Source organism: Microbacterium sp. NPDC089987 (genome assembly GCF_044748505.1).
Classification (GTDB): Bacteria; Actinomycetota; Actinomycetes; order Actinomycetales; family Microbacteriaceae; genus Microbacterium.
Genome location: NZ_JBIVGE010000001.1, coordinates 345,712 through 371,005, shown reverse-complemented (window position 1 = coordinate 371,005; position 25,294 = coordinate 345,712). Strand labels below are relative to the sequence as shown.

15 protein-coding genes are annotated in these 25,294 nt (G+C 69.7%); 2 read left to right on the top strand and 13 right to left on the bottom strand.

What is annotated here, in order from left to right:
* Positions 1–323 precede the first annotated feature (323 nt).
* From tsaE to ACIPV2_RS01675, 8 genes are all read right to left on the bottom strand, one after another.
* Positions 324–806, bottom strand: coding sequence for a tRNA (adenosine(37)-N6)-threonylcarbamoyltransferase complex ATPase subunit type 1 TsaE (gene tsaE, locus ACIPV2_RS01710; protein ID WP_400837615.1), 483 nt, complete (start codon positions 804–806; stop codon positions 324–326).
* On the bottom strand, positions 803–1,906 hold the full coding sequence (gene alr / locus ACIPV2_RS01705; protein WP_400837613.1) for an alanine racemase: 1,104 nt from the start codon (positions 1,904–1,906) through the stop codon (positions 803–805). Before alr ends, tsaE begins: the two co-directional genes overlap by 4 nt.
* Positions 1,907–2,066: 160 nt before the next feature.
* Positions 2,067–2,426 carry a holo-ACP synthase gene (locus ACIPV2_RS01700; RefSeq protein ID WP_400837610.1) on the bottom strand — a complete coding sequence of 120 codons (360 nt, stop codon included), beginning with the start codon at positions 2,424–2,426 and terminating at the stop codon, positions 2,067–2,069.
* Between the two features lie 41 nt (positions 2,427–2,467).
* Entirely contained in the window at positions 2,468–3,307 is an 840-nt protein-coding gene (locus ACIPV2_RS01695; RefSeq protein WP_101188202.1) for an ABC transporter ATP-binding protein, read from the bottom strand.
* On the bottom strand, positions 3,304–4,167 hold the full coding sequence (locus tag ACIPV2_RS01690) for an ABC transporter ATP-binding protein (RefSeq protein ID WP_101188201.1): 864 nt from the start codon (positions 4,165–4,167) through the stop codon (positions 3,304–3,306). The genes ACIPV2_RS01695 and ACIPV2_RS01690 overlap by 4 nt, the downstream gene beginning before the upstream one ends.
* Complete coding sequence (locus ACIPV2_RS01685; protein WP_400837606.1) at positions 4,164–5,165, bottom strand: ABC transporter permease; 1,002 nt, start codon at positions 5,163–5,165, stop codon at positions 4,164–4,166. Before ACIPV2_RS01685 ends, ACIPV2_RS01690 begins: the two co-directional genes overlap by 4 nt.
* Complete coding sequence (locus ACIPV2_RS01680) at positions 5,158–6,153, bottom strand: ABC transporter permease (protein ID WP_101188199.1); 996 nt, start codon at positions 6,151–6,153, stop codon at positions 5,158–5,160. The genes ACIPV2_RS01685 and ACIPV2_RS01680 overlap by 8 nt, the downstream gene beginning before the upstream one ends.
* Positions 6,154–6,197: 44 nt before the next feature.
* Positions 6,198–7,892 (bottom strand): ABC transporter substrate-binding protein, encoded by a 1,695-nt coding sequence (locus ACIPV2_RS01675; RefSeq protein ID WP_400837602.1) that lies wholly within the window; start codon positions 7,890–7,892, stop codon positions 6,198–6,200.
* Positions 7,893–8,113: 221 nt separating this feature from the next.
* Between ACIPV2_RS01675 and ACIPV2_RS01670 the strand changes: the two genes are divergently transcribed.
* Positions 8,114–9,664, top strand: coding sequence for a beta-N-acetylhexosaminidase (locus ACIPV2_RS01670; protein WP_400837599.1), 1,551 nt, complete (start codon positions 8,114–8,116; stop codon positions 9,662–9,664).
* A gap of 198 nt (positions 9,665–9,862) precedes the next feature.
* Here ACIPV2_RS01670 and ACIPV2_RS01665 read toward each other — a convergent pair whose 3' ends face one another.
* The 3 genes from ACIPV2_RS01665 to ACIPV2_RS01655 form a co-directional block, all read right to left on the bottom strand.
* Positions 9,863–11,038, bottom strand: coding sequence for an ROK family protein (locus ACIPV2_RS01665; protein ID WP_400837597.1), 1,176 nt, complete (start codon positions 11,036–11,038; stop codon positions 9,863–9,865).
* A 63-nt stretch (positions 11,039–11,101) separates the two neighbouring features.
* Positions 11,102–13,678, bottom strand: a complete 2,577-nt coding sequence (locus tag ACIPV2_RS01660) for a family 20 glycosylhydrolase (RefSeq protein WP_400837594.1) — start codon at positions 13,676–13,678, stop codon at positions 11,102–11,104.
* A 207-nt stretch (positions 13,679–13,885) separates the two neighbouring features.
* A complete protein-coding gene (locus tag ACIPV2_RS01655) occupies positions 13,886–16,210 on the bottom strand; it encodes a LuxR C-terminal-related transcriptional regulator (RefSeq protein ID WP_400837591.1) in 2,325 nt (774 codons plus the stop codon).
* Between the two features lie 37 nt (positions 16,211–16,247).
* Between ACIPV2_RS01655 and ACIPV2_RS01650 the strand changes: the two genes are divergently transcribed.
* Complete coding sequence (locus ACIPV2_RS01650) at positions 16,248–17,543, top strand: MFS transporter (protein WP_400837588.1); 1,296 nt, start codon at positions 16,248–16,250, stop codon at positions 17,541–17,543.
* A 254-nt stretch (positions 17,544–17,797) separates the two neighbouring features.
* Here the strand turns inward: ACIPV2_RS01650 and ACIPV2_RS01645 are convergent, their stop codons facing one another.
* On the bottom strand, positions 17,798–22,888 hold the full coding sequence (locus tag ACIPV2_RS01645; RefSeq protein WP_400837585.1) for an isopeptide-forming domain-containing fimbrial protein: 5,091 nt from the start codon (positions 22,886–22,888) through the stop codon (positions 17,798–17,800).
* A 477-nt stretch (positions 22,889–23,365) separates the two neighbouring features.
* Positions 23,366–25,213, bottom strand: coding sequence for a glutamine--fructose-6-phosphate transaminase (isomerizing) (gene glmS / locus ACIPV2_RS01640; RefSeq protein ID WP_400837582.1), 1,848 nt, complete (start codon positions 25,211–25,213; stop codon positions 23,366–23,368).
* Between the last annotated feature and the right edge of the window lie 81 nt (positions 25,214–25,294).

The following is a 25,294-nucleotide window of genomic DNA, read 5'->3' as shown; positions in this document are numbered from 1 at the left end:
CCGGCCCACCCTCGCCTACGCCCGCCAGCGTGCACCCGCAGGTCCCAAATGGCCGCCTCCGCCCGTACGACGCGACCATATGGGCCCACCCGACAGGGTCAAGCACCCGGATGCCCTCAGCGGGCGACCCACGTGCACCCGCAGGTCCCGAATAGTCGCCTCAGCCCGTACGACGCGACCATATGGGCCCACCCGAGCGACCGCACGTCGAACCGGATGCCCTCAGCAGGCGTCCCTCGCGCACCCGCAGGTCCCAAAAGGCCGCCTCAACCCGCGCGACGCGACCACATGGGACCCGCGAGCCGAACAAACCGCCCGCGCGCTCAGCCCTCGACGCGCGCTACAGTCACGAATCTCGGGGCGTCAGCGTCGAGGTCCTCGTCGTCGAGCTCGTCGTCGCCCCCGACGGGCCGCTCGATCTCGATGTCCCACCACGCGTCGGCCACGGCGGATGCCATCGCCCGGCCCCACTCGATCACCACGACCGAGCGCGCGAAGTCGATGTCGAGGTCGTCGAGCTCGGCCGCTGAGCCGAGCCGGTAGGCGTCGACGTGCACGAGCGGCGCTCCCCCGACCAGCGACGGATGCGTGCGCGCGATCACGAAGGTCGGGCTCTGCACGGGCCCGCGTACGCCGAGCCCCTCCGCGAGCCCGCGGGTGAAGGTCGTCTTGCCGGCGCCGAGCGGTCCGGTGAGGATCAGCAGGTCGCCCGGCTGCAGCTGCTGGCCGATGCGCAGGCCGAGGCTCTCCATGGCATCCGACGTGCGGATCTCGTGCCGACCGAGGAAAGCAGCATCCATCGTCATGAGTGCCATCTCCGCGGCACCCGGTCTCCGATGCGCGTGACGATCTCGTAGTTGATCGTGCCCGCGGCATCCGCCCACTCGGTCGCGCTCGGCAGACCCGCCGCCGGATCGCCGAACAGCACCACCTCGTCGCCCGGCCGCACGTCGTCGTCGCCGACGTCGACGACGAACTGATCCATCGCGATGCGTCCCGAGACCGTGTAGCGGCGGTCGTTGATCATCACCGGACCGGCACCGGATGCCTGGCGCGGCACCCCATCGGCATAGCCGAGCGGCACGAGGGCGAGCGTGGTCTCGTTCTCGCAGCGGTAGGCGTAGTCGTACGAGACGCCTGTGCCGGCGGGCACGCGGCGGACGGCCGCGACCGAAGCCCGCAGCTGCATGGCCGGACGGAGGCCCAGGTCTGCCGAGGTGCGGTCGGCGAAGGGCGAGAGGCCATACATCCCGATTCCGATGCGCACGGCGTCGAGCCGCGCCTCGGGGATGTCGATCGCGCCGGCGGTCGCGGCGAGGTGACGGAACTCGGGGTGGATGCCGTGGGCTTCCGCCTGCGCGACGATCTGCTCGTACCGAGCCAGCTGCGCGCGGTCGTCATCGCCGCTCGCACCCGAGAGGTGGCTGAAGATGCTGAGGATGCGGACGCGCCCCAGACGCTCGAGACGTGCCGCCTCGGCGAAGACGCGGTCGAGCTCGGCGGGCGCGAGACCGTTGCGCGACAGGCCGGTGTCGACCTTGAGATGGATGGATGCCGGTGGCTGCGCCGCCTCGGATGCCGAAAGCAGCTGCTGATACGACGAGATGCCGATCTCGATGCGTGCGTCGACGGCGTCGTCGAAGCGGCGGTCGGGGGCGTGCAGCCACGCCATCAGCGGCGCGGTGATGCCGGCTCTGCGCAGGGCGAGCGACTCCTCGATGGTCGCCGTGCCCAGCCGGGTCGCGCCTCCGGCGAGAGCCGCCGTGGCGACCTCGGCGGCGCCGTGCCCGTACCCGTTCGCCTTGACGACGCCGATGACCGGAACCCCGGTGATCGAGCGGAACCGCGCAACGTTGTGCGCGATCGCGCTCAGGTCGATGGATGCCTCACGGAACGGAACGCTCATCCGCGCACTCCTCTGCTGTTCGCACCTGCCCTCTCTCGCCGAGACCCCCACTTCGCGCCCACACCCCCACCTGCGGACGTTCGTACGTGGGGGTGTCGGCAGGAAGTGGGGGTCTCGGCGGAGGAGGAAGGGGAAGGGGAGGGGGAAGGGGACGGGGACATCATGCGGTGACGCCCTCCGCGATCACGTACGCCATGGCGAGGCCGGCGTCGTGCGTCATGCTCAGGTGCAGGGTCGTGATGCCTCGTTCGGCGACGACCGCGGCGGTCGAGCCGCTGAGCAGGAACAGCGGCTTGCCCGCCGGCTCCGCGCCGATCTCGATCTCGGTCCAGTGCACCCCGTCGCTGCCGCCGAGAGCCTTGATGAGCGCTTCCTTCGCGGCGAACCGCGCCGCGAGGGAGGGCAGCCGGAGCCGCTGCTCCGTCTCGGTAAACAGGCGCTGCAGCAGCTTCGGCGTGCGGGTGACCGATCGCTCGAACCGTGCGATGTCGACGAGGTCGATGCCGGTTCCGTGAATCACGCTCTCAGCCTACTCGGCGGCCCTCGTCGGCACCGGCTGGGTCAGCCCGCAGCGAGCTCGCGACGCACCTCATCCCGCAGCCGGCCGAAGTTCTCCGGCTCGGGTGCTGCGGCGAGCAGGCGCTTGGTGTACTCGTGCTGAGGATCGAGGATGACCTTGTCGCTGGGCCCGCGCTCGACCACATCGCCGCGGTACAGCACCATGATCTCGTCGCTGAAGTGACGTGCCGTGGCGAGGTCGTGAGTGATGTAGAGCACGCCCAGGTGGTCTTCGCGCTGCAGGTCGGCGAGGAGGTTCAGCACGCCCAGGCGGATCGACACGTCGAGCATCGACACCGGCTCGTCGGCCACGATGAAGCGGGCTCCCGGCGCAAGCGCCCGGGCGATCGCGACGCGCTGCCGCTGTCCGCCTGACAGCTCGTGCGGACGCCGATCAGCGTAGCTCTCGGCCGGCGAGAGACGCACGCGCTCGAGCAGCTCGACGACGCGAGCTCGCAGGTCCGCCCCCTTGAGCTCGGGGTGGTGCAGCCGCAGCGGGCGCTCGAGGTGGTGAGCGATGCTGTGGAACGGGTTCAGCGACGCGAAGGGGTCTTGGAAGACCATCTGCACGTCGGAGCGGTACGGGGCGATCTCCCGGCCTCGCGTTCCGGTCGACTTGCCGTCGAGCAGGATCTGGCCCGACGACGGGGTCTCCAGCTTCATCAGCATCCGGGCGATCGTCGACTTGCCCGAGCCGGACTCGCCCACCAGGGCGATCGTCTTGCCGGCCTCGAGCGTGAACGACACGTCGTTGACGGCACGCAGCCGGGATGTGCGGAGCCCCGAGCGCAGGGTGAAGTCCTTCACCAGGTTGCGGGCCTCGAGGGTGCGGTTGTCGGTCATCGGGCCAGCTCCTGACTCATCTGCGAACCGGTGCGCACGAAGTCGCCGCGTTCGCCGCGCAGGCTCGGGAAGCTCGACAGCAGTCGCTTCGTGTACTCGTGCTGTGGTGTGCGGTAGATCTCCTCGGCCGTCCCCTGCTCGACGATCTGCCCCTGCAGCATCACGGCGATGCGGTCGCTGATCTCGATGAGCATCGGGAGGTCGTGCGTGATGAAGATGACGGCGAACCCGAGGCGCTCACGCAGACGCATGATCTCGCGGATGATGTCGCGCTGCACGACGACGTCGAGCGCCGTGGTGGGCTCGTCCATGATCATCACCTGCGGGTCGAGCGCGAGAGCCATGGCGATCATCATGCGCTGACGCATGCCGCCGGACAGCTCGTGCGGGAAGCTCGTGAGCCGGTTCGGGTCGACGCCGACCAGGCTCAGCAGCTCTTCCGCGCGCTCCTTCTTCGCGCGGCGCGACATGCCGGGGCGGTGCGTGTCGAAGATGTCGTAGATCTGCGCACGGACGCTGATCACCGGGTTGAGCGAGTTCATCGCGCCCTGGAACACCATCGAGATCTTGTCCCAGCGGAATGCGCGCAGCTGCTCGTCGCCGAGAGCGACGACGTCGATGTCCTCGCCGCTGCGGTCGTGGAAGACCACCTCGCCGCCGGTCATCAGCGCGGGCGCCTTGAGCAGGCGGTTCAGACCGTACGCGAGGGTCGTCTTCCCGCATCCGGATTCACCCGCGAGACCGAGGATCTCGCCCCGGTTCAGCGTGATCGTGACGTCGCGCACGGCCCGCACGGGCGGATCGACCTCGTACTCGATCGACAGGTTGCGTGCGGACAGAACCGGTTCGGCGGCGCTCATGCTGCCACTCCCTTCGACTTGGCCGCCTTGCGCACGCTGCGCGCCGCCTGCGGCGCGGTGCGCAGTCGCGGGTTGATGATCTCGTCGATGGCGAAGTTGATCAGGGCGAGGCCGCAGCCGAGCGCGGCGATCATGATCCCCGGCGGGACGAACCACCACCAGGCTCCCTGGCCGAGCGCCTGGCCCGACTGCGCCTCGTTGAGAATGGTGCCCCAGGTGATCGAGTCGGTGGGTCCGAGCCCGAGGTACGACAGGCCGGCCTCGCCGAGGATGGCGAAGATGATCGCGAAGAGGAACTGCGCGGCCAGCAGCGGCAGCAGGTTCGGCATGATCTCGACCAGGATGATCCGGACCGAGCGCTCCCCCGCCACCTTCGCGGCGTAGACGTAGTCGCGGGTGCGCAGTGAGCGGGTCTGCAGCCGCAGCACGTACGCGGCTCCGGCCCACGAGGTGATGCCCAGCACGATCGCCACGAGCTGCAGGCTGCGGGTCGGCGCGAACGCGGCGATGACCATGACCAGCGGAAGTCCGGGGATCACGATCATGATGTTCGTGACGAGCGAGAGCACGTCCTCCTGCCATCCGGCGAGGTAGCCGGCCAGCACACCGAAGATCAGCGAGAGGACGATCGCGATGCCGCCGGCGATCAGGCCCACCATCAGCGAGCCCTGCGCGCCGTGCGCCAGCTGCGCGAGCACGTCGTAGCCGAGCTTCGTGGTGCCCAGCAGGTGCTCACCGGAAGGCGGCGACAGAGCGGGGTTCTTGGAGTTGCGCGGATTCTGGGTGAGCAGCGGCCCGATGATGGCGAACAGCACGATCGCGCCGACGAGCACGAGGCCGACGATCAGCTTGGGGCTCATCGTGGGCAGCAGCGCCTTCGCGCCGCCACGGCGCTTGGGCTGGACGACGAGCGCCTGCGTGCCCGGGAGAGCAGGCGCGGGCGCCTCGTCTTCGATGATGGCGAGTTCGGCGGGGTCGCGGGTGATGGAATCAGACATTCTGGCGTGCCCTCGGGTCGATGAATCCGTAGACGAGATCCATGAAGAAGTTGGCAGCGAGCACCGCGATGGTGATCACCAGGAAGACTCCCTGCATCAGCGCGTAGTCGCTGTTGAGGACGGCCTGGAACATCAGCTTGCCGACGCCGGGGTAGGTGAACACCTGCTCCATGACGATGGAGCCGGCCACGACGAAGCCGAGCGTGATCGAGAAGCCGGCGATCGAGGGGATGGCGGCGTTGCGCGCGGCATAGGTGGTGAGGATGCGCCGCGGACGGAGCCCCTTGGCCTCGGCCGTGGTGATGTAGTCCTCCGCGAGGGTCGACACCATCATGTTGCGCATGCCGAACAGCCAGCCGCCGACCGAGCTGAGCACGATGGTCAGTGCCGGAAGGATCGCGTGCTTCGCGGCGTCGGCGAGGAACGCGCCGTCCATCGACGGGCCGTCCGGGAAGTCGAAGACGTCGTAGCCGCCGAAGATCGGGAACCAGCCCAGCCCCACGGCGAAGACCGACACGAGGATCAGCGCGAGCCAGAAGTACGGGATCGACTGCAGCACGGTGGTGGCCGGGATGATGTTGTCGACCCAGGTGCCGCGCTTCCATCCGGCCCAGGCGCCGAGCCCGACGCCGAGGATGAAGGAGATGACGGTGGCGGTGCCGACCAGGATCAGCGTCCACGGCAGAGCTTCGGCGATCAGTTCGGTGACCGGTGCGGGGTACTTGGTGACCGAGATGCCCAGGTCGCCCTGGAACATGCGTCCCCAGTACCCGAGGTACTGCTGCCACATGGGCTGGTCGTCGCCGCCCAGCAGCAGCTTGATGTTGCGGATGGTGTCCTCCGACACGTCGCCACCTGCGCGCTGCAGTTTGGCGATCATGATGTCGGCAGGGTTGCCCGGCATCATCCGCGGGAGCAGGAAGTTGAGGGAGATCGTGGCCCACAGCGTCACCGCGTAGAACCCGATCCGTCTTGCATAGAACTTCATGTCACAACTTCCTCAGAACTTCCCACTCCCACGAATGCATTGCGTCAGTTGCTGGGCTTCAGCTTCGGCAGCACGTAGCCTGCCGCGATGGCGCCCCAGGACGGCGGGAAGGCGTAGAGGTCGTCCTCAGTCGGCCAGCCGGTGTAGTCCTTCGCGTTGTAGAAGGTCTGGGTGGCGTTGATGACCAGCGGGATGTAGGGCAGGTCGCGGACGATCTCGGTCTGGATCGTGCCGTACAGCTCCTTCTTGGCGGCCTCGTCGTTGGTGCTGACGGCGGCGGTCACAGCCTGGTCGACGACCGGGTTGCTGTAGCGGCTGAAGTTCCAGCGGCCGGACGGGATCTCGGTGCCGACGGCGCTGGTCGACTGCACCTGCTCGCCGCCGAACCAGTCACGGTAGATCTGGAACGGGTCGGCCACGGAGGTGCCGATGACGCCACCCATGATCAGCTCGTACTGACCGGTCTGACGCGAGTCGGAGAACTCCTGCCACTGCACGGTGGACGCGTTGACCTTGATGCCGGCCTCAGCGGCCTGCTCGGCGATCAGCTTGGCGGCGTCGTTGTAGTCGGTCCAGCCGTCGACCGAGGTCAGGCTCATCTCGACGACCTGGCCGTCCTTGGCGTAGAAGCCGTCCGAGCCCTTGGCGTAGCCGGCAGCCTCGAGGATCTTGCCTGCCTCGGCCGGGTCGGCCTCCTGCGGGCTGGTCTTGTTCGCCGCGTCGGCGACCCACTTCTCGTCGCGCGGAAGCAGCGCGAAGGTCGGCGAGGCGTCGCCGGTGAGGCCGACGAATGCCTTCTCCTTGATGGTGTTGCGGTCGATGGCGACGTTCAGCGCCTGGCGGACGGCGACGTCGGTCTGCGCACCCGTGCAGCCGAGGTCGGCGTTCGAGCAGGTGTAGAGCACGGTCGGGTCCTGCGGGGTGTTGATCCACTCGACCTTGCCGTTGCCGGTCACCGAGTCGGGGTTCGGGATGAACATGCCGGCCCAGTCGAGCTTGCCCGCAGCGAGGAGGTCCTGCGCGGTCTGGTTGTTGTCGACGGCGATGTACTGCACCTTCTTGACACCGAGGTCATCCGCGTCACGGTACTCCGGGTTGGCGACGAGGGAGTAGGACTCCTTCGTGGTCTTCGCGACCTTGTACGCACCCGAGCCGACGGGCTCCTCGTTGGTGAAGGTCATGTAGTCGTCGACCTCGGACCAGATGTGCTTGGGCAGGATGTAGCTGGAGCCCATGCGCTGGAATTCCGTGGTGTACTGCGCGCTGTCGTAGGTCAGCACCGCCGTGGTCTCGTCGGTGGCCTCTGCGGAGACCAGGCCGTTGCCCTCGGGGTTGTTGGCCTCGTAGTTGAACGAGAAGACGACGTCCTCAGCGGTCAGCGGCTTGCCGTCGTTCCACTTCAGACCGTCCTTGATCTTGACGGTGATCTGCGTGCCGTCTTCGTTGTACTCGTACGACTCGCCGATGAGTCCGACGGGCTCGCTGTCGGAGGTCTTGTTGAAGAAGAACAGCGGCTCGTAGATGGGACCGAGCGCGCCGTGCAGGACGGTCGGCGCGAACGGGTTGTAGTTCGCCTCGATCGGGGTCTGGCTGCCGGCCCACACGCGCAGCGCGCGGTCGGACGAGCCGTCACCGGAGTTGTTGCCGCCGCCGGCCGAGCATCCGGTCAGGGCGAGCGCGAGGGTGGATGCCCCCGCAACTGCTGCGAGCGCATACCTGCGCGTGGTCTTGCTGATCATTCCGATCTTCCTCTCGGTGCTGCATTGCAGGAGGGACGGTGGAAGGTCCACCCAACAAACCAGGAAGGTTTGTTAGGACAGCAACCTAACAAATACCCCAGGCCCTCACAAGCTCTGTCGCCCGTCGTTGAATAACGATCTGGACTCGGCGGTTGAAATGCGTCCCAACCTCTTCTCCGCGGCCCTGGCAAATCCTTCGCGACCCGGCTAGCGTTTTGTTCATGGTCTTAACTGAAGCGACGGCGCCCGACGAGAACATCCGCCCCTCGACCGCTGCTCTCCCCCTGATTCCCGCCCCCGCGCAGCTCACGCGGGAGGCCGGCGAGCTCACACTCCCCTCGCTGCGCATCAGCGGGCCGGGCGAAACGGCATCCGCACTGGCGCGAGATCTGTCGGCACGCTTCGGCGACGCGGCCGACGCAGCAGCCGACGCACCCGCCGGCATCGTGCTCTCGCTCGACACCCCGGCTTCCGAAGACGGCTCCGCCGCAGAAGGCTACGTCCTCGATTCACTCGGCGACGCCGTGCGCATCTCGGCCGCCACCCCCGCCGGGCTCTTCTACGGCACGCGCACGCTGCTGCAGCTGCTGACGCAGGCGGGGGACGGATGCCGGGTGCCGCGCGTGCACATCGAGGATGCGCCGCGCTTCGCGTACCGAGGGGTGATGCTCGATGTCGCCCGGCACTTCTCCCCCGTCGACGAGGTCATCTCGTACATCGACCGCGCGAGCGCCCTGAAGTTCAACCACCTGCACCTGCATCTCACCGACGACCAGGGCTGGCGCATCCAGATCGACGCGTGGCCGCTGCTCACCGAGCTCGCCTCGATCGGCGACGGCGGACGCGGGCCGGGCGGGTTCTACTCGAAGGACGACTATCGCCGGATCGTGGAGCACGCGGCATCCCGTCACATGACCGTCGTGCCCGAGGTGGATCTGCCCGGGCACACGCATGCCGTCGGGGTGGCGTACCCCGAGCTCGTCGAGCAGCCGGTCATCAGCGAGCTGATGGTCGCCGAGGCGCAGCGGCTGCAGCAGCCGCTTCCCGCCCACGGCGAGCATTTCTCGGGCTGGGCGGTGGGGCACTCCTCGGTGCGCATCCACGACGAGGGCACCTATCGCTTCGTCGCGGACGTGCTCGGCGAGCTCGCCGAGATGACCCCCGGTCCCTATCTGCACATCGGCGGCGACGAGTGCCTGGGCACCTCGGCGGAGGACTTCGCGACCTTCATCGAGCGCACCACGCGCATCGCAGCCGAGACGGGCAAGACCCCGATCGCCTGGCACGAGGCGGGAGCGGTGCCCGGCATGGCCGCCGGCACCGTCGGCCAGTACTGGGGCTACTCCGTGCCGACCGGTTCGCACGCAGAGGAGGCCCTGGGCTTCATCGAGCGCGACGGCGGACTGATCATGTCGCCGTCGAACCGCACGTACCTCGACATGAAGCCCGACGCCGACTTCCCGCTCGGACTGACGTGGGCGGGGACCATCCCGCTGCGCGACGCCTACGACTGGGATCCGGCCGCGATCGTGCCCGGTGCGCCCGAGAGCGCGATCCTGGGCGTCGAGGCTCCGCTGTGGACCGAGACGGTCGAATCGCCCGCCGACATCGACGCCCTCGTGTACCCGCGGATCACCGCGCACGCGGAGATCGCATGGTCGCCGCGCGAGGGCGCCGAGCGCACCTGGGACTCCTACATCGCGCGCCTCAGCGCCCTGGTGCCGGTACTGCGTGCCTCGGGCGTCGCGATCGACGACATCCCCGGCGCGTAGCCCCGACGGGTAGCCCCGTCGGGCAGCGCCCGGTCGCCATCCCCGCCGACACCCCCACTTCACGCCGAGACCCCTGGGTACGGACGTCCGTACCCAGGGGTCTCGGCGGCAACTGGGGGTGTCGGCGAAGGGGCTACGGGGCGACGGGCCTAAGAGGCGAAGGGCCCGAGAGGCTCCGACCCTAAGGGGCGCCAGAGCTCACGAGATGCCGAGCTGATCCGACAGCACCGCCACCGCCGCACCGCGCAGCACGATCTCCGTCTGGGCGGTCCTGCGCACCGAGACATCGTCGAAGACGCCCTCGAGCGTGCGCGCCTGCAGCGTGTCGACGACAGCCTGGAAGAACGCGTCGGTGAGCAGCTCGTCAGGCCCCGAGACGACGATGTCCGACAGGTCGAGCGCCGCGAGGATGGGCGCGAGCGCGATGCCCAGACGCTCGCCCGCATCGCGGAGGATCCGATCGCGCTCCTCGGGCGCCTCGGCGATCGCCGCGGTGAGCCGGCCGACGTTGACCCATGCCTCCAGGCATCCGTTCCGCCCGCACACGCACCGGGGGCCGCTGTCGGTGCCGATCACGACGTGGCCGATCTCGCCGGCGGCGAAGCGGCTGCCGGTCAGCAGCTGCCCGCCTGAGACGATCCCCGCGCCGACGCCGCGGCCGATCGCGATGAGCACGAAGTCGCCCGAGCCGCTGCCGAAGGTGTACTCCGCGAGCGCGGCGGCGTTGGCGTCGTTGCGCACGATCACGGGCAGCCCGAGTTCGGCGCTGGCTTGTCTCTGCAGCGGCAGGTCATGCCAGCCGTGGTTCGGCGAGCTGAGCACGGTGCCGTCGGGATCCACCAGGCCCTGGGTGCCGATGCCGACGCCGAGAAGAGGGCGGTCGGATGCTGCGATCAGCCGCTTCGCGAGGTCGAGCACCGCGGCGAGCGTGGCATCCCCGTCGTCGTCGGCGGGGCGCTCGACGGTGTCGCGCACGATCACCTCGCCGTCGAGGGTCAGCAGCGCGCCCGAGAACACATCGGACGCGAACATGTCGATGCCGACGATGTGGTGTCCGCCGCGATCGACGTCGACCAGAGCCGCGGGCTTGCCGGGGCCGGTCACCTCGCGCGTGCCGGTCGCCCGCACGATCGCGTCGTCGATGAGCTCGGCGACGAGCTCCGACACCGTCACTCTCGTGAGTCCGGTCGCGCGGGCGAGGTCGGCGCGGCTCATGGGCCCTGCGTGGTACAGCGTCTCGAGCACGAGCGCGCGGTTGTGCCCGCGGGCGTGCTCGGGAAGCACCTTGACGCGCGAGCGCAGGGCTCGGGATGCGCCGAACCAGAACGCCGCGCTGTGCGGGCGTCCGGAGGGGATGGGTGCCGATTCGGGCATGTCAGTCAGCGACCTCGGTGATCAGGAGATGCGGATGCACGGCTTAGCCGTGCGAGGGAAACGCTACTCCCCCGGTGAACCCGGCAGGAGGCTCGCCACGAGCCCGGCGACGATGGCCTCGCGCTGGGCGACGCTCATCGGCTTTCCGGGCACGCCGAGCCGCCGTTGAGGGGGCAGCGGGCCGTCGAGCGGACGGTACTGCACGCCCGCCGCGCGCAGCCGGCGCAGCTGCACCGGCAGTCGCGCGGCGAACCCGTCGAACGGCGGCGGCGTGCCGCCCTGCCAGAGGCGTTCGGCGAGAGCCGAGAGGCGCGGGAACATGGCGAAGTCGACGCGGTCGCGCGTGGGCAGGTGCTCGGTCCAGACGTTCGCCTGCCCGCCCTCGGCACCGTCAGGCACGTGCAGCGTGTAGGTCTTCTCGATCGGCAGCGGCGGACCGACGCGGATCGGCTCGTCGGTGTCGTCAGCCTGCGGGTAGTCGAGGTACGACTCGAGGTCCGGGCAGGCGATGACCGGGATGCCACGCCGCAGCGCCTCGCGCATCGCGACCGGTCCACGCCAGGCAAGCAGCCTGACCCCGTCGGGCACGTCGCCCTCGAGTACCTCGTCCCAGGCGAGCGCGGTGCGGCCGCGGGCGCGCACGTGCGCGACGAATGCGCGAGTGAACCAGGGCTGCACCTCGCGTGCGGACGCGAGTCCCAGCTCGCGCATCCGCTGCTGGGCTGCGGGGCTCGCCGCCCACTCGTCGACTGATACCTCGTCGCCGCCGATGCCGATCCACGGCGACGCGAATGCATCGCACAGCGCGTCGATGGCGGCGAAGCCGAACGCCAGCGCCTCATCGGTCGGGGCCAGCGTGCGTCGGTTCAAGCCAAAGCTCGGCCAGGGCTCGGTCGCAGGCTCCGAGACGTCGAGGTTGCCCAGCTCGGGATAGGCGGCGAGCGCGGCCTGCACGTGGCCGGGCAGCTCGACCTCGGGCACCAGGGTGATGAACCGCTCGGCGGCGTACGCGTCGAGCTGCCGCAGCTCTTCGATCGTGTAGAAGCCCTCGTGCCGGCCGAGTTCGACCGTGGCATCCGGGCCGTGGCCGAGCTGGGTGGCCGAGCGCACCGCCCCGATCTCGGTGAGCCGCGGCATGCTGGGCACCTCGAAGCGCCAGCCCTGATCGTCGGTGAGGTGCAGGTGCAGCACGTTGAGGTGGTGGTCGGCGAGCAGGTCGATCAGCCGGCGCAGGTCGGCGATCGGCCGGAAGTGCCGTGCGACATCGAGCATCACGCCGCGCCAGCCGAGCGCCGGCGCGCCGGTCCAGACCCCGGCCGGGACGCGGGTGCCGACGGGATGCTCGGGATCGCAGAGCTGGCGGAAGGTCATGGCGCCGCGGAAGACGCCTTCGGGTGTGCCGCCGGCGATGTCGACGACGTCGGCTGTCACCGTGATGCGGAAACCCTCGGCCGGCAGAGCACTGTCGATGCGCAGGCGGATTCGTCCGGTGCCGACGGACTCGCCGGCCGGCTCGCCGGTCGTGCCGAGGCGCTCCTGCAGGATGCGTCCGATCCCCTCCAGCCCCGGCTCGGCCACGACGGTCGACTCCGCGAGAAGGATGTGGGCAGGGGCATCCGGGTCGATCTCGTGATCCACGAGCGGAACGGATGCCCGGTGCGGGGCCGGCGGGCGCCGCAGGAGGCGCCCGGGTCGGGCGTCGGTCGGCTCGCCGGCCTCGATCACCGGCACGCCGGCCACGAGCACCTCGACGACCGTGGGCCATGTCTCCGACGCCGCGTCGGGCTGCAGCAGCACGAGGTCGGCGCGGGCGCCCTCGCGCACGACGCCGCGGGGCGCGTCGTCGCGATCGAAGCCGAACAGCGTCGCGGGCTCCCATGGGGGTACGGCGGCGGTCTCGTCGCCGTGCGGGGCAGGAAGAAGGAGGATCCGGCATCCCGTGCGCTCCGCGATCGCCTGCGCCGCGTGAGCGGCGGCGTCGGTGAGCGCGACGGCATCGTCGAGCTGTGCGACCCAGCATCCGCCGCGCTCGGCGAGGACGCGGCAGAGCGCCTCGATCGCCGCCTCATCGACGGGCGCCGCCTCGTCGACAGGCGCCGCCTCATCGACGGGCGCCGCCTCGTCGACAGATGCCGGCTCGATCCCGCCGGCCAGGCCGAAGGCGCCGGCGTCCAGCGCCTCGCCGAGCAGCAGCCGCATCTCGGCGACCTGCGAGCTGGCCGCAGACGAACCGGCGAGCACGCCGGCAAGGCCCCGCAGCTCGTCGTACGACACGAGCGGCGCGACGTTCACGACGGCGTTCGACGACGAGCCGTCGCTCCAGGTCGAAAGCGGCACCGGCATAACCTCGGTCGTGATGCCGTGACGCGCCGACTCGATGTGAGCGTCGGCCCCGCGGGTCTCGCTCGAGCGGCCGCTGACCGAGATGGCACCCGGCACCAGCAGCAGTCCCGTGGCGTCGATCTCGACGGCGCCGTGGGGCAGCACAAGAGCATCCGCGTCTTCCGGCCGGCGGATGCCGACGATCCGGCTTCCCTCGACCGCCACGTCGGCGACGAAGCGGTCGCCACCGTCGGCCACGGTCGCCCCGCGGTAGACCCGGACCTCGCCGCGCGAAGCCTGCTCAGCGCTCAGCAGCACGACGCACCCGCCTCAAGAGATCCAGCGGAAGCCTCGATGACAAGGATGATGAGAGACACGCGCTGCACTCCACTCGCCTGCGTCGAAGCGCAATCCGCCACGGCGGATGGCAGTGCGCGCAGCGACCGCAGCGGTCGATGCCGAAGCTCAGCCTAGTGCGGCCTGCGATATCTGCTGACGCCGAGCGACCACGACGACCGGCGTCGGTTACCGAGTGCTGCGCTCCTGTGATGACGCGGCGGGTCGGCGGATGCTCAGCATGCCGTATCCCGCGGCGATCGCGAGCGCCTCGTCCCGTGACGTCGCTCCCAGCTTGCGGTAGAGACTCCTGCGCTGCGTCTTGAGGGTGTTGATCGACACGTGCAGCTCGGCAGCGATGTCGAGCAGATTGGGCGTCTCGGCCAGCCGGCCGAGAAGCACCAGTTCCCTCGGGGTCAGCCGCGGTCGAGAGGCGATGGGCATCGCCACCGAGTCGCCGACCTGCCATCGCATCTGGTCACCGAAGACCTCCCGGCCACCCGGCGGCAGCAGGAGGAACGGCGTCGAAAGCCCGAAGGCGTGGGCCACGGACCGGGCCCGCGCCGCCGGGCCCGCCGGGTCGCGGCCGAGATCACGCAACGCGACGGCTTCCAGAGCCGCCACGACGGCGCGTTCGGCCGGCTGTTCGGCAGCGATGCCGCTCAGCAGACGCAGCGCCCGCTCCGGCTCACCGTCGAACAGCCGCACGCGGGCAACCCCACAGACAACGGCAGGCGCGTCGCGCGTGTGAACGGTGAGTGCACGGGCTGCTGCCATGTCGCCCGCGGCGAGATGCAGTGAGGATTCGGTCAGATCGAGCAACCGAGCCTGCCGTCGCGGAATGCGCGATCCGCGTTGCCGCCGCACGGCGTGCAGCCGCTCCAGCCCCAGCTGAGAATCGCCGCGGCAGATGTCGATGATCGATCGCACATGCACGAGCAGGGGCCAGTGCTCGATCGTGTCGATGATGTGCCAGACGCCGTCGAGCGACTCTTCCGCACCGTCGAGGTCTCCACCTTCGATCTGCGCGCGAGCGTGGGCGATCAGCAGCATGCTGCCCTGGTACTCCTGCAGCATGCCGTCGTGCCAGGGCTGCCGCAGGGCCTTATCGATCCAACTCCGCGCGGAGATCATGTCACCGGCATCCGCATGCACCAGCGCGAGTCCACCGAGGGCGATGAGGCGGGCGGCGGGGCGGGATGTCACGGCCAGCGCGTTCTCGAACTCCGCTGCCGCCTCGGCATCGCGGCCACCGTTCATGAGGCTGATCCCAGCATGGGCGTGCAGGTCAGAGAGGACGCCCGCTATCGACTGTCGCTCATCATCGGAGATCTCCGAAAGCATCCGCGCCGCGGACTGCGCCGCTTTCACTCCTCCGTCGCCGACCGCGAGCAGGCGCCGAAGCACAGACTCGATCACCTTCAGCAAGGCACGCTCGCCCGATCCGGCTGGCGCAACCGGCGCACCGATCAGCGCGATCCCCATCATCTCGGCGGCACGCACGCGATGCTCCCGGCGCGCGTTGAAGACCAACGCGAGCGCCATGGCGACGACCGGCCAGCGTCGCAGTTCACGCGCTCGGATGCTGCGGAGATACTCGGGCAGTGAGGCGCCGTGCATGCGCAGCAGCGGCAGACCGCCGCCCTTCAGCGCGGCGTCGACGATGTCCAGGGCGTGAGTCGCCGCGCCTTCGCGCAGCGCCCCGTACCAGGCGCCCTGCGCCAGCAGCACCTCGGCAGCCCGTCGACGAGTGTGCATCTGCACCTGTTCGCTGAGGCTGGGGTGCGCGACACGGGTGGCTGCCCGCACAGGGCCGGAGAGCACGAACAGCGGATGCCCGAATCCCGGCACCCACTCCCCCATCCCCGACCGCTCGCAGCGATCCAGGAACTCGCTCGACGCACCCAGCGCTTCGGCGACTTCGTTGGTGAGCACATCCGGCGCAGCGAGGGCGGCGAATTCCCTGGGCAGTGGTTCCGGGGCGAGGGCGGCAAGAGCCGCGTCGACGAGGGGCGGAGAAAGGACGGTGTGCCTCGCGAGCGCTCGGACGGCAGCGGCAAGTCCCCCGGTGACGCGATGCACAGCCGCCGCCTCGAGCACCGCCCCTGCCCGGGCGAGATATTCCGCGGTCTCGGCGACAGTGAAGAGCATCGATTCAGCGAACTCGACCGTGTGCGAGGCCGGTATGACTGCACGGCTGTGCACCGCGAGGCGCACGAGCAGCTGAGGTCTGGCCGCGACCAGGCGCGTGAGCCGAGCCCAGTCATCGGGGCTGAGGTCGTCCGCGTCGTCGATGATGAGGGCGGCGCCGTGCGCCGCGAACCTGCTGTCGACGACATCCGGCACCATCCCCACCGCCCAGGTCACGTCTTCGCGGTCAGCCGCCCACTGGCGAAGCGTCGTGGAGGCTCCCGCTCCTTTCGGGCCTGTCAGCGCGACCACGGGGTGCGATGACGACAGGGTGTCCAGAAGGCGACGGCGAGGCAGCGGGCTCAGATCACCCGCGAACATCATGCCCTCAGTGTAGCTAGAGTGCTCGAGGATGAGAGGGATGCGCATGCTGCTCGCACAAACCACCGCACGACAGTCGCGACGAGTCGTCCTGCTGCTGGCGGCGGTGAATCTGGTGACGCTCGGCTCTCTCACCGCCCCTGTTGTCGCGGTCATGCCGCTGAAGTTCGCCGCCCTCCTTCCCGAGGATCAGCGTGCCGGTGCCCTCGCCACCGCGCTCGCCCTCGGCAGCGCGGCGGCCCTCCTCGCCAATCCGCTGTTCGGCGCCCTCTCGGATCGCACCCGCGGACGTCTGGGAAGACGACGCCCGTGGATGCTGGGCGGAGTCCTCGCGGGGTTCGCCTTCCTCGCCGCTCTGGCCACCGGCGAGAGCGTCACAGCGGTCACCGCGAGCTGGGTCGGCGCTCAGCTCGCCTTCAACGCGACGATGGCAGCCTCCACGGCGCTGCTGGCCGACTCGGTCACCGAGCAGCAGCGCGGATCGGCGTCCGGCCTCTTCACCGCCGCGGCCTTCGTCGGCACCCTGCCGCCGCTGGCTCTCTCGGCGCTGCTGCCGCGCCACGTGGACGCGGTGTCGTTCGTCATGCCGGCGCTCGCCGTCGTCGTCGTGGGTGCGGCCATGATGATCCCCGAACGGATGCCTTTGCAGGCGACACCCGCGGAACCCGGGCCCCGCCGACGTGAGCTCCTTCGCTTCGCCGGCTCCCGCGCGTTCGTCGCGGTGTGGCTGCAGCGGTTCGCGATGCAGGCCGCCTTCTCGCTCGCGGCGGCGTTCACCCTCTATCTGGTCATCGACCGGATGACCGCCGACACGGTGACGGCGACGCCCGTGGCCATGGTCGCGACGCTGTGCGGTGGCACGGGCATTGTCGCCGGAGCGATCATCGGCGGAACGTGGGCGTCACGCCGTGGCAGCTATCTGCCGTTTTTCGCCGCCGCGGGTGTCGGGCTCGCTGCCGCTGCAATGCTGCGGGCGGTGGCCGAGACGCCCGTCGCGCTGTGGCTGGCGGCAGCAGCCGGGGGCCTCGCCGTCGGCACCTCCCTGGCCGTCAACCTGGCTCTGGCGATGCGCGTGCTGCCCGCGCGGCGAGAGGGTGCCTATCTGGGGCTGCTCAACGTCGCCGAGACGATTCCGCAGGTCGTGGTGCCCGTCGCCGCGGCTGCGCTGCTGCGCGTCGGCGGGGGCGACCCGGTCTCGGGTGCGGCCGACAACTATGCCGTGCTCTATGCGACCGCTGCGGTGATCGCCCTGCTGAGCCTGCTCACGCTTCCGGCCGTCCGACGGGCATCCGCCCCCGAGGCAGCCGCGCGTCCCGCCGTCTCGACGTCCGCCTGAGCCGCGTCCTTCTCTGCCTTGCCCGGGCGCCAGTGGGCCCATATCGCCGCATCCCTCCGCGCGAGGCGGCCATATGGGACCACTCGGCCGAACCAGCACGCGCTCCCCCAGCACGAGTGGGCCCAATGTGCCGCTTCGCCCCACGTGAGGCGACCATATGGGCCCACTCGAACGAACCACCACGCGAAGACCCGGCGGGTACGCCGAAGGCCTCGGGCTGCTCCCAGCAGCCCGAGGCCTCCGTCACCCGCCTATCAGGCGTCTCGGCGTCGACGCACCAGCATCAGTGCGGCGCCACCCAGCGACAGCAGCGTGGCGAGCCCGAGGGCCCAGGGCGCCAACTGTCCGCCGGTGATGGCGAGCGGCGTGAGCACCTTGTGCTCCGTGCTGCTGGCCGCCGGATCGAGCACCACACCGCCAGGTGCGGTGGCCGAAGCCGTGGCGACGTTCTTCAGCGTCTGCCCCGCGGCCGAGTCGTTCACCGCGACCGTGTAGGTGATGGTGACCGTTTCGTCGAGGCCCAGCGCGCCGCTCCACGACAGCTTCGTGCCGTCGATCCGCGGTGCGGCGACTTCACGGCCACCCACGACAGCCACCACATCGCCCGTGAGCTTCGCGTGAGCGAGCACCTTGCCGAGATCGTCAGTGATGACGACCTGGTCCAGACCCGTCTCCCCGGTGTTGACGCCGGTGAGCGAGTAGGTCACGGTGCTGCCGGTCGCGATGGCCGTGCCGGACGCCGGGTTCGACGTCTTGGCGAACGTGAAGCCCGGCTTTCCGACGGGGTTCTCCGTGGTCGCCGGCGGCGGCGTGAGCTCGGCGCCTCCCGGAGGCACCGCCACTCCCGAAACCGTGTTCTTCAGCGTCTTGCCGCCGGCGTCGCCGTTCACGGTCACCGAGTAGGTGATCGTGACACGCTCGCCGATGGCCAGGGCGCCCTGCCACGACAGCTCGCCTTCAGCGAAGACAGGAGCCTCGGCATCCACCTCGCCGATGCGCGCGGTCACGTCGTCGTTGTACACGGCGTGGGCGAGCACACCCGAGACGTCGTCGCTGAGTGCGACGGGCTCGAGCGCGGTCTCACCGGTGTTCACGCCGGTCACCGTGTAGGTGATGACGCTTCCCGGGTCGACGCGGGTGCCGGATGCCGGGTCGGCGGTCTTCGTGACCGAGAAGCCGGGCTCGTTGACCCCGTGCTCGGTGGTCGCCGGAGGCGTCTCGATCGGCGGCACTCCACCCGGAGGGGTGGCGACGCCTGAAACCGAGTTCTTCAGCTGCGCGCCGCCCGCATCCGGGTTCACGGTCACCGAGTAGGTGATCGTGACCGTCTGACCGACCGCGAGCGCACCGCTCCACGACAGCTCGCCGTCGGCGACAGCGGGAACGCCAGCAGCAGCCCCGTTGATCGTCGCGGTCGCGTCGGCGTTGTACGAGGCGCCCGAGAGCACGCCCGACAGGTCGTCGACGATGGTGACCGGGTCGAGTGCCGTCTCGCCCGTGTTCGCGCCGGTCACCGTGTAGGTGATGGTGCTGCCCGGGTCGACGGTCCCGCCGGCCGGGTCGGCGCTCTTCGAGACCGAGAATCCGGGCAGGTTCACCGGGTTGGTGGTGGTGCCGGTCGGCGGGGTGATCTTCTCGCCGCCGGGAGGGGTGGCGGCGCCGGTGGCGGAGTTGCTCAGCACCTCGCCGATGGCATCCGCTCCGACCGTCACCGAGTAGGTGACGACCACCGTCTGACCGACCGCGAGCGCACCCTGCCACGACAGTGTGCTGTCAGCGACAGCGGGACCGCCAGCAAGAGCGCCGTTGATCTTCGCCACCGCGTCGTTGTTGTACGACGCGTGCGAGAGCACACCCGACAGGTCATCGGCGATCTCGACCAGGGGCAGTGCCGTCTGGCCGGTGTTGACGCCGGTGAGGGTGTAGGTCAGCACCTGACCCGGGTCGACGGCCGTGCCGGCTGCCGGGTCGACGGTCTTCGTGAACGTGAAGCCCGGGGTGTTGACCGGATGCTCGGTCGTCACCGTCGGCGGCACCACAGGAGTGCCGGGCGTCGTCGGGTTCTCGGGGTCGCTCGGGTCAGCGGGCATCTGCGGGGTCGCAGAGCCGGTCACCGAGTTGCGGATCGTCTCTCCTCCGGCGTCGCCGTCGACCGTCACCGAGTAGGTGATGGTGACGTCGTCGCCGGGCTTCAGCGAGCCCGTCCAGGTGAGGGCGCTGCCGGTCACCTTCGCGGTGCCGCGGCTCGCCTTGATGTCGCCGTTGTAGGCGGCGTTCGCGAGCGCGTCGTCGAGGTTGTCGCTGATCGTCGCGGGGTCGAGCACGGTGTCGCCGGTGTTGGTGCCGGTCACGGTGTACTCGATCACGCTGCCCGGGTCGACGCGGGTGCCGGATGCCGGGTCGGCCGACTTCACGATGGTGAACCCGGGGTTCACCACGGGGTGCTCGGTGCTCGCCGGCGGCGGGGTCACCGGGGTGCCCGGGGTGGTCGGGCTCTCGGGGTCGGTGGGGTCGGCCGGGATCAGGGGCGTGCCCACGCCCGCGACCGTGTTGCGCAGCATCACGCCTGTGGCGTCATCGTTCACCGTCACCGTATACGTGAGAGTGACCGAGGCGCCGGGTGCGAGCGCGCCCGTCCAGGTGAGCACCTGACCGTTCAGCGCGGCGGTGCCCGTGGAGGCCGTGATGTCACCGGTCAGCTGAGCGGATCCAAGCACCGCCGACAGGTCGTCGGTGAGGGTGGCCGGGTCGAGCACCGTGTTGCCGGTGTTCTTGCCCACGACCGTGTAGGTGACCGTGTCGCCCGCACTGACGGCGGTGCGGGTGTCGGGCGTCGCCGACTTGCTCACGGTGAAGCCGTTGTCGACGACGGGGTGCGTCGTCGTCGCCGGCGGCGGCGTGATCGCGGTGCCCGGCGTGGTCGGGCTCTGCGGGTCGGACGGGTCGGTGGGAATCCGCGGGGTGGCGGAGCCCTCAGCGCTGTTCTTCAGCACCGCGCTCTTCACGCCCGCCTTGACGGTGACGCTGTAGCGGATGGTGACGGATGCCCCCTTCGGAAGCGTTCCCTTCCAGGTGAGCTTGTCGTTCTTCACCTCGGCGGTGCCGCGGCTGGCCGTGACGTCGTCGTTGTAGCGCGCGTCGTCGAGCACGGCCGACAGGTCGTCGACGATCTCGGCCGGGCGCAGCTCAGTGTCGCCGGTGTTGGTGCCGGTGACGGTGTAGGTGATGGTGTCTCCGACCTCGACTGCGGTTCCGGAGGCGGGGTCGGCGGACTTGCTGATCGTGAAGCCGGAGCCGATCACCGGGTGCTCGGTCGTGACCGTGGGCGGGGTGATGGGCGTGCCGGGGACCTGCGGTCCGTTCGGGTCACCAGGATTCGGCGTGGTGGGTGTCGCATCTCCGGATGCCGTGTTGCTGATGACGATGCCGGATGCGGTCTGCGCGACGGTCACCGAGTAGGTGATCGTCACGGTGGCATCGGGGCCGAGGGATCCGGTCCAGGCCAGCTCGTCGCCGATGACCGTCGCGGCACCGGAGGTGAGGGGTGCGTTGCCGATCGTGGTGACGATGTCGTCGTTGTAGGTGGCGCCCGCGAGCACCTTGCTGAGGTCGTCGCTGATGCGGGCCGGGTTCAGCGTGGTGGCGCCGGTGTTGGTGCCGGTGACGGTGTAGCTGATCTTCTCACCGGGCTGCACGACGGTTCCGGATGCCGGGTTCGAGGTCTTGTCGATGACGAAGCCGGCGACGGGGTGCTGTGTGACCACTGCAGGGGGAACGATGGGCTCGAAGGAGCCCGGGGGTGTGCCGGATGCGGTGACGCGGTTGGCGATCGTCTCACCGGCGACGTCGTCGTTCACGATGACGGAGTAGGTGATGGTCACGGCCTGGGCGGGCTGCAGAGATCCCGTCCACGCCAGCGCCGTGCCGTCGATCGCCGCGGCGCCGGAGGTGACATCCGTGCCGTCGATGTGCGTCTTCACGTCGCCCTGGTACTCGGCGTGCGCGAGGACGGCCGACAGGTCGTCTGTGACGTTCACCGGGTTCAGTACGGTGTCGCCCGTGTTCTGCGCCTCGACGGTGTAGGTGATCTTCTGTCCCGCGCTGACGGCCGCCCCGGATGCCGGGTCGGAAGTCTTACGCAGCGCCAGACCGGGTGTGAGCTTGGTGTTCCTGAACGCGCACTCGATCGAGGTGCCGAGCTCACCTCGCGGCTGAACCACGGTGCTGCCGCTCACCGCGACCGGCTCCGTTCCGGTGGGGGTGATCTCCTCACAGGTGAGCGACGACGCGTACCGGTCGAGCTTGGTGGTGCCGGATGCCAGCTCGCTGAGCGTGAACGTATCGCCCTGGTTGACGAAGACCGGTCCGGCGTAGTCGGGCTGCAGTCCGGGCGCATTGCCGCGGGTCGTCGCCTCAGTGCGCGGGGTCTTGTATTCCGCGGGGGCGTCGATGCGCAGACCGAACTGGTCGGTCTCCGCCTGGCGGCCGGCCGGCAGATCCTTCTTCAGGGTGATCGTGTTGGGGAAGGTGCAGCTCGCCATGTCGGTGGGCGAGAAGGGGATGCTCGTCTCGCTGACGACCTTGCCGCGGGCGAGGTCCACCTCGATGATGCGGTTGGCCGAGGACGACACGAAGATGTGACCGTAGTTTCCGAAGGCGATGCCGTTGCCCTTGACCGCAGCGGCCATCTCGAACACCTGCTTTGCGGCGATCTCCGCGGCGCTCTGCACAATCTGCCCGGTGCTCGGCAGGTCGGCCGAGTAGATGACGTGGTCGGCGACGAGCAGCAGCTGTCCGGAGGCGTTGAATGCCATATCGCCGTTGGCGCCGAACGCGGTGCTTCCGCTCGCGGGCTTCAGCGTCCCGACCTGCACGGCCGTCGGCGTGGCGGGCTTCTCGTCCCAGGCGTAGAGGTTGATACCGCCGCCGCTGGTGCCGCTGGCGAAGTAGTAGACGCCGGTGATCGGGTGCACCGCGCCGCGGAGGATCGACTTGTCCAGTCCGGCGCTGGTGGGAATCCGCGCAGAAGTGACCGTACGGTTCTCTACGCGATCGTGCTTTGCCACGTACTTTGCCGTGTCGGTGTTCGTGATCGAGTAGGCGTAGCGCCCAGTCGACGAGATACCGAGGCCGTTGTTCTGGTGATCGGCCCCTAGGCCCGTGCCGCTCGTGTCGAGCGTGCCGCCGTTGATGGGCGTGCCATTCGGGTTCACCGTGAACTCGCGCACCCGCGTGGTGTCCTTGCCCGGGTCGGTGCCCTGCACATAGACCGAGCCGGCCTCGCAAATGAACGGCTCCGCCGCGGCCGCGGCTACGGGACTAGCGGCGGCGATACCGCCGATCACGAGCGACGACGCTACGACCGCGGTGCTCGCCGCACCGGCGACAAGTCGTTTCAGCCCCAGCCGCAAGCGGCCCTTGAGCGGTGGTCTGTCTGTATCCGGCAGGTGACTCGCCTGCCCAGCACGAAGTATCAAGATTGGTCTCCCCTGGTGTGAACCCGCGGCGTTCGCGCACGCGGATGACCCAGGGAACGCAAGCGGCATCGTCGGCCGGGCACGTCGTCGGGTGAACGACACGCCAGCGCGTTTTCTGGGTCCTTGCCAGGGTGACCGCTACGCGCGTCGCGTCTCACGCGTTCGCGCGGGTTTCACCCCAGATCTCACCCCCAGGATCGACGAGACCCGTGCCATCCGTTGACACCCCCATCTGTCGCCGAGACCCCTAGCTACGGACGTCCGTAGCTAGGGGTCTCGGCGGCAAGTGGGGGTCTCGGCGAAGGGCGGGAGGGTCGGTCAGCGCGAGACCCGCCGCGCCCGGACTCACTCCACGGTGACGGACTTCGCGAGGTTTCGCGGCTGGTCGACGTCGAGGCCCTTCGCCGTGGCGAGCGCCATCGCGAAGATCTGCAGCGGCACGACCGCGAGCACGGGCTCGAACATGGCACCGGCGAGCGGGATGCGGATGACCTCGTCGGCGAAGGGCAGCACGGCGGCATCCCCCTCCTCCGCGATGACGATCACGCGAGCACCGCGGGCGCGGATCTCCTGGATGTTCGAGACGACCTTCGAGTGCACCAGCGCCGAGTGCCGCGGCGACGGCACGATCACGAACACGGGCTGACCGGGCTCGATCAGCGCGATCGGGCCGTGCTTCAGCTCGCCCGCTGCGAAGCCCTCGGCGTGGATGTACGAGATCTCCTTGAGCTTGAGCGCGCCCTCGAGTGCGATCGGGTAGCCGACGTGGCGGCCGAGGAACAGCACGGAGCGGGTGTCGGCCATCCAGCCGGCCAGCTGCGCGACGTGCTCCTGCTCCTCGGCGAGCACCTGGGCGATCTTCTCGGGCAGCGCCTGCAGCTCGGCCACGTCCGAAGCGGCATCCGCAGAGAGGGTGCCCCGCACCCGGCCCATGTGCAGGCCGAGCAGCAGCAGCGCGGTGATCTGCGCCGAGAACGCCTTGGTCGAGGCGACGGCGACCTCGGGGCCAGCGTGGGTGTAGACGACCGCATCCGACTCGCGCGGGATGGTCGCGCCCTGCGTATTGCAGACCGACAGCGTGCGCGCGCCGCGCTCGCGGGCGTACTTCACGGCCATCAGGGTGTCCATGGTCTCGCCCGACTGGCTGATCGAGATGACGAGCGTGCGGTCGCCGATCACCGGGTCGCGGTAGCGGAACTCGTGCGCGAGCTCGACATCGACGGGCACGCGCGCCCACTGCTCGATCGCGTACTTACCGACCAGCGCCGCGTACGAGGCGGTGCCGCAGGCGGTGATGATGACGCGGTCGATGCCCACGAACAGCTCGTCGAGACCGTCGAGTTCGGGGATGACGACCTGGTCGCCCTGCACGCGTCCGCGGATGGTGTTGGCGACCGCGTCGGGCTGCTCGGCGACTTCCTTGGCCATGAACGACGGCCAGCCGCCCTTTTCGGCGGCGGCGGCGTCCCACGAGACGTCGAACGGCTGCGCCTCGACGGGGTTGCCCTCGAAGTCGGTGACCTCGACCGATGAGGGGGTGATCGAGACCATCTGGTCCTGCCCGATCGCGAGCGCCTTGCGGGTGTGCTCGACGAATGCGGCGACGTCGGAGCCGAGGAAGTTCTCGCCCTCGCCGAGGCCGATCACCAGCGGCGAGTTGCGGCGAGCGCCGACGACGACGCCGGGCTGGTCCTGGTGCATCGCGAGCAGGGTGAAGGCGCCCTCGAGGCGGTTCACGACGGCGCGGAAGGCGGATGCCAGATCGCCGGATGCCCGGTACTCGCGCCCCAGCAGAGCCGCGGCGACCTCGGTGTCGGTCTCGCTGCGGAAGGTGACGCCCTCGGAGAGGAGCTCGGCGCGCAGCGCGCTGAAGTTCTCGATGATGCCGTTGTGGATGACGGCGAGTTTGTCGTCGTCGGCCAGGTGCGGGTGAGCGTTCACGTCGGTGGGTCCGCCGTGCGTGGCCCAGCGGGTGTGCCCGATGCCCGTGGTGCCGTCGGCCAGCGGGTGGTCGGCGAGCGAGTCGCGCAGCACGGCGAGCTTGCCGGCCTTCTTGCGCATGCCCAGGTCGCCCTGCTCATCGATGACGGCCACGCCGGCCGAGTCGTAGCCGCGGTACTCGAGGCGGGCGAGGCCCGCGAGAAGGATGTCCTGGCTGGGCCGCGGGCCCACGTATCCGACGATTCCACACATGCGCTCAAGAATATGCGCGGGTTTTTGGCAGGGATCCGTACGAACTCCGCCGCCCAAGGCGGAACGCGGTCGCACCGATAG

Bases quoted from the DNA above. Each gene is read 5' to 3' on its own strand.
- tsaE (WP_400837615.1), bottom strand. From the start codon at position 806: ATGACGATGGATGCTGCTTTCCTCGGTCGGCACGAGATCCGCACGTCG.
- alr (WP_400837613.1), bottom strand. From the start codon at position 1,906: ATGAGCGTTCCGTTCCGTGAGGCATCCATCGACCTGAGCGCGATCGCG.
- ACIPV2_RS01695 (WP_101188202.1), bottom strand. From the start codon at position 3,307: ATGACCGACAACCGCACCCTCGAGGCCCGCAACCTGGTGAAGGACTTC.
- ACIPV2_RS01690 (WP_101188201.1), bottom strand. From the start codon at position 4,167: ATGAGCGCCGCCGAACCGGTTCTGTCCGCACGCAACCTGTCGATCGAG.
- ACIPV2_RS01685 (WP_400837606.1), bottom strand. From the start codon at position 5,165: ATGTCTGATTCCATCACCCGCGACCCCGCCGAACTCGCCATCATCGAA.
- ACIPV2_RS01680 (WP_101188199.1), bottom strand. From the start codon at position 6,153: ATGAAGTTCTATGCAAGACGGATCGGGTTCTACGCGGTGACGCTGTGG.
- ACIPV2_RS01675 (WP_400837602.1), bottom strand. From the start codon at position 7,892: ATGATCAGCAAGACCACGCGCAGGTATGCGCTCGCAGCAGTTGCGGGG.
- ACIPV2_RS01670 (WP_400837599.1), top strand. From the start codon at position 8,114: ATGGTCTTAACTGAAGCGACGGCGCCCGACGAGAACATCCGCCCCTCG.
- ACIPV2_RS01665 (WP_400837597.1), bottom strand. From the start codon at position 11,038: ATGCCCGAATCGGCACCCATCCCCTCCGGACGCCCGCACAGCGCGGCG.
- ACIPV2_RS01655 (WP_400837591.1), bottom strand. From the start codon at position 16,210: ATGATGTTCGCGGGTGATCTGAGCCCGCTGCCTCGCCGTCGCCTTCTG.
- ACIPV2_RS01650 (WP_400837588.1), top strand. From the start codon at position 16,248: ATGCGCATGCTGCTCGCACAAACCACCGCACGACAGTCGCGACGAGTC.
- glmS (WP_400837582.1), bottom strand. From the start codon at position 25,213: ATGTGTGGAATCGTCGGATACGTGGGCCCGCGGCCCAGCCAGGACATC.